Genomic DNA, 3,959 nt, shown 5'->3' on the forward strand with positions numbered 1-3,959 from the left:
TTCTTTGCAGTTCCTCGCAGCTCTCATCGGCGCGACTGTCATAATATAACACAGGGGATATCCCTTCGTCAACCCCCTTTTTTATCTTTTTTGCTTTTCGTCAAAAATAATGTATGATATAATCATTCTACCATATAAACACGACAAAGGAAATATTGTCATGCATGAATACAAACACGCTCTCATCCTCCCAAGTCTCCATGCGACGCTGCCATGTGCACCATCGCAGGAGATTATCTGCATTGGCGGAGGACGCCCCCCAGAAACGGATTGGCTCACAGGACTGATACAACAAAGAAATATGTGCGGCTCAGGTGCTCCCATCTGGGCGATTGATCGCGGCGTCGATCTCTGCCATGCACTAAGACTTCCACCGTCCCATCTGATCGGCGACGGCGACAGTGCGAGCAAAACAGCATGGGCGTGGGCAGAAACACAGGGGGCGCAGGTTCATTCCTTCCCTCCGAAGAAGGATTTCACGGACACGGAGCTTACGCTCCATATTGCTGCGGAACGTTTTGCTCGGCCGCTCATCATCCTAACGGGAGCATTTGGCGGGCGGCTTGACCATCTCATGAGCACTGCTGCCGTCGCCGCACACGCCACCATCCCCTGCGTACTTGCGGACGAGCGCGAAACCCTTTTCTATCTCCATGCGGACGAATCACTCACCGTAACCTGCGACACAGCTCCGCGTGCCATCTCTCTCCTCCCCTTTACGGAGGAATGTACGGGCGTAACAACGCATGGTCTGTATTGGGAACTACGGGATGCGTGCATCACAAATCGTGCATCACTTGCCATCAGCAACGTGCTTGCACGCGAAAACACAAAAAACACGTTTACCGTCTCCATTAAGAGCGGCGTTCTTGGTGTCTATCTCTGCTGTAAAGAATAAAGGAAGTTTTCATTGAACATCAACATCCCACAGACCTATTTCAGCAAACTCATGCGTGCCGTTGTAGAGTTTGAGCTCATCGAACAGGGCGACCGCATTCTCATTGGCGTGTCTGGTGGCAAGGACAGCATTTTTCTCACCTACGCCCTCGCCATTCTGCGTGAGCGTCTCAAAAAGGACTTTACCATCGCAGCATTCACCGTCAACCCACAGTTTGACACGCCCCTCAATACCGATGCAATTGCATCATTCTGCAAAAAGCTCGATATTCCCTATGGTGTTGTGGATGTCGATATCGCAGGCGCGATTGCGGAGCAGGACGACAAAAGTCCCTGCTTCACCTGCGCGTTTTTTCGGCGCGGCGCAGTCAACCGCTATGCTGTGGAGCACCAAATGAATAAGGTCGCCTACGCGCATCACCATGACGATGCGGTGGAGACCTTTCTTATGAGTTTATTCTACTCGGGGCAGCTGAACACGTTCCGTCCCAAAACCTATCTGGACAAAACGGACATCACGGTCATCCGCCCCCTCGTCTACTTCCGCGAGCAGGAAATTATCGACGCGATCCAATACCACGGCTTCACGCCGCTCCCCTCGCCCTGTCCGCACAACGGCAATACCACGCGTCAGACCGTCAAGGAGCTGATCGAAACGCTCGGCAGGGATAATCCGAACCTCTACAACCACCTCGCCGCAGGGATGCGTGAGGGCGCACTCGGCGAGCTTTGGCCGGCGAGCAAGACGCGCAAGGAAATGGAGCGTACCTACCGCACCTTTATGGCGAAGTAAGCCCTCAAAAGAGCCGGACGATGAAGATACTATCTTCGCCGTCCGGCTCAATTTATTTTTCAATGTTAATCCCGTCCAAGCTTGTCGCGCAGAATGACATCGTGTGCGCCGCCCTCGACGATACTGGTCGAGGAGACGAGGGTGAGCTTCGCCTTGTCGCGGAACTCGGGGAGACTGAGTGCGCCGCAGTTGCACATGGTCGAGCGGATCTTGGAGAGGGTTGTCTCAACGTTCTCCTTGAGCGGACCCGCATACGGAACATAGGAGTCCACGCCCTCCTCAAAGGACAGTTTCTTGCTGCCGCCAAGGTCGTAACGCTGCCAGTTGCGTGCGCGGTTCGAGCCCTCGCCCCAGTATTCCTTGTAGTACGTACCGTTCACCATGACGCGATCCGTCGGGCTCTCGTCAAAGCGTGAGAAGTAACGTCCGAGCATGAGGAAGTCCGCGCCCATCGCAAGGGCAAGAGTCATGTGGTAGTCGTAGACGATGCCGCCGTCCGAGCAGATGGGGATGTAGACGCCCGTTTCCTTGAAATACTTGTCGCGCTCGGCACACACGTCGATGAGTGCGGTCGCCTGTCCGCGTCCGATGCCCTTCGTCTCGCGCGTGATACAGATGGAGCCGCCGCCGATGCCAACCTTGATGAAGTCTGCGCCCGCATTCGCGAGGAAGCGGAAGCCCTCGCCGTCGACGATGTTACCCGCGCCGACCTTGACCGTATCGCCGTACTCCTCGCGGATGTACTGGATCGTCAGACGCTGCCACTCGGAGAACCCCTCGGAGGAGTCGATGCAGAGGACATCCGCACCCGCTTCGATCAGAGCGGGAACACGATCGGCATAGTCGCGCGTATTGATGCCCGCGCCGACGATGTAGCTCTTATTGTCGTCGGTCAGCTCGAGCTCGTTCTCCTTGTTGTCCGTGTAGTCCTTGCGAAATACCATGTAGCGCAGACGCTGGGTCTTGTCGATGAGCGGCAGCATATTCAGCTTGCGCTCCCAGATCAGATCGTTCGCCTGCGTGAGGGTTGTGGAGTCCGCATCCGCCCAGACGAGTTTTTCAAACGGGGTCATAAATGTCGCGACCTTCGTATCAAGTGACATCCGCGAGACACGATAGTCGCGGCTCGTGACGATGCCGACCAACTTGCCGTTCGCCGATCCGTCCTCCGTGACCGCCATGGTGGAGTGCCCCGTCTTTGCGAGGAGATCGAGCACGCCGCCGAGTGTCGTGTCGGGGCTGATGTTCGAGTCACTGCTGACGAATCCTGACTTGTAGTTTTTCACGCGGGAGACCATCGCCGCTTCTTCCTCGATGGACTGCGACCCGTAGATAAAGGAAACGCCGCCCTGCTTTGCAAGGGCAATCGCCATCGTGTCGTTCGAGACCGCCTGCATGATCGCAGAGGTCATCGGTATGTTCATCGTGAGTGCCGGCTCTTCATCGCGGTGATACTTGACGAGCGGGGTACGCAGCGAGACATTCGCAGGGAAGCACTCAGCGGAGGAGTAGCCGGGGATGAGCAGATACTCTCCAAATGTGTGCGATGGCTCGGTGTAATAATGCGCCAAGGGAAACCTTCCTTTCTGTGTCCGTCCAAAATTATTGCTGTCTAATATACGCGCTTCCACGAGAACTGTCAACCCGTACGCACGCAATAAATCGTTGCACAGGGAAAAATCCCGCATTTATCAAAAAATCCCTAAGAGCATCGTGTTCACTCTTAGGGAAATCATCTGATATGGTGCCGAAGGCCGGGGTCGAACCGGCACGTTGTTGCCAACGGCAGATTTTGAGTCTGCTGCGTCTGCCAATTCCGCCACTTCGGCATTTCTTATATATAACATTTCACAAGAAGAAAATCAATGAAAATCGCCATTTTTAATTAAAACTTAACTATTATTTTATTTTTTAACATTGCTATCTTTTGTTTACATTTATTATATATTATATTCAATTATTTTAACACAATATTTTTAGAACATAGAGCAAAGTAAACCAGAAAACCGCTATGTAAACCAGAAAATTTGTTTTATTTTCTGTAAAACAACTAACATATATTCTATAATATAAAAGAACTCACGCTTGCAAACGATATATTGTTTCGGTTTATTTTGTTTCAGTCACAAAAAAGACAGTGCTATTTTTACACTGTCAATTAAACATTATCCCCTGATTGCTTTTATCATGTGTTCGATATCGCTGAAAGCGTAATGATGTTGTATAAATAAAGTTGACAACTTCTTCGCAAGGATTTTAGATAAAGTCA

General features: G+C 52.1%; 3 protein-coding genes and 1 tRNA gene. 2 read left to right on the plus strand and 2 right to left on the minus strand.

The features are described from left to right. The first annotated feature begins 160 nt into the window (after positions 1-160). Positions 161-898: a thiamine diphosphokinase gene (locus ACO6BQ_RS12145; protein WP_489121319.1), complete on the plus strand. Its 738-nt coding sequence runs from the start codon at positions 161-163 to the stop codon at positions 896-898. 12 nt (positions 899-910) lie between these two features. Beyond that, on the plus strand, positions 911-1,690 hold the full coding sequence (locus ACO6BQ_RS12150; protein ID WP_489121320.1) for a tRNA 2-thiocytidine biosynthesis TtcA family protein: 780 nt from the start codon (positions 911-913) through the stop codon (positions 1,688-1,690). Between the two features lie 65 nt (positions 1,691-1,755). Here the strand turns inward: ACO6BQ_RS12150 and ACO6BQ_RS12155 are convergent, their stop codons facing one another. Both ACO6BQ_RS12155 and ACO6BQ_RS12160 read right to left on the minus strand, forming a co-directional pair. Further along, complete coding sequence (locus ACO6BQ_RS12155) at positions 1,756-3,261, minus strand: IMP dehydrogenase (protein ID WP_489121323.1); 1,506 nt, start codon at positions 3,259-3,261, stop codon at positions 1,756-1,758. A 171-nt stretch (positions 3,262-3,432) separates the two neighbouring features. Next, a tRNA-Leu gene (locus tag ACO6BQ_RS12160) sits at positions 3,433-3,519 on the minus strand. Positions 3,520-3,959 lie beyond the last annotated feature (440 nt).

This window comes from Centipeda sp. (in: firmicutes) (assembly GCF_057271695.1).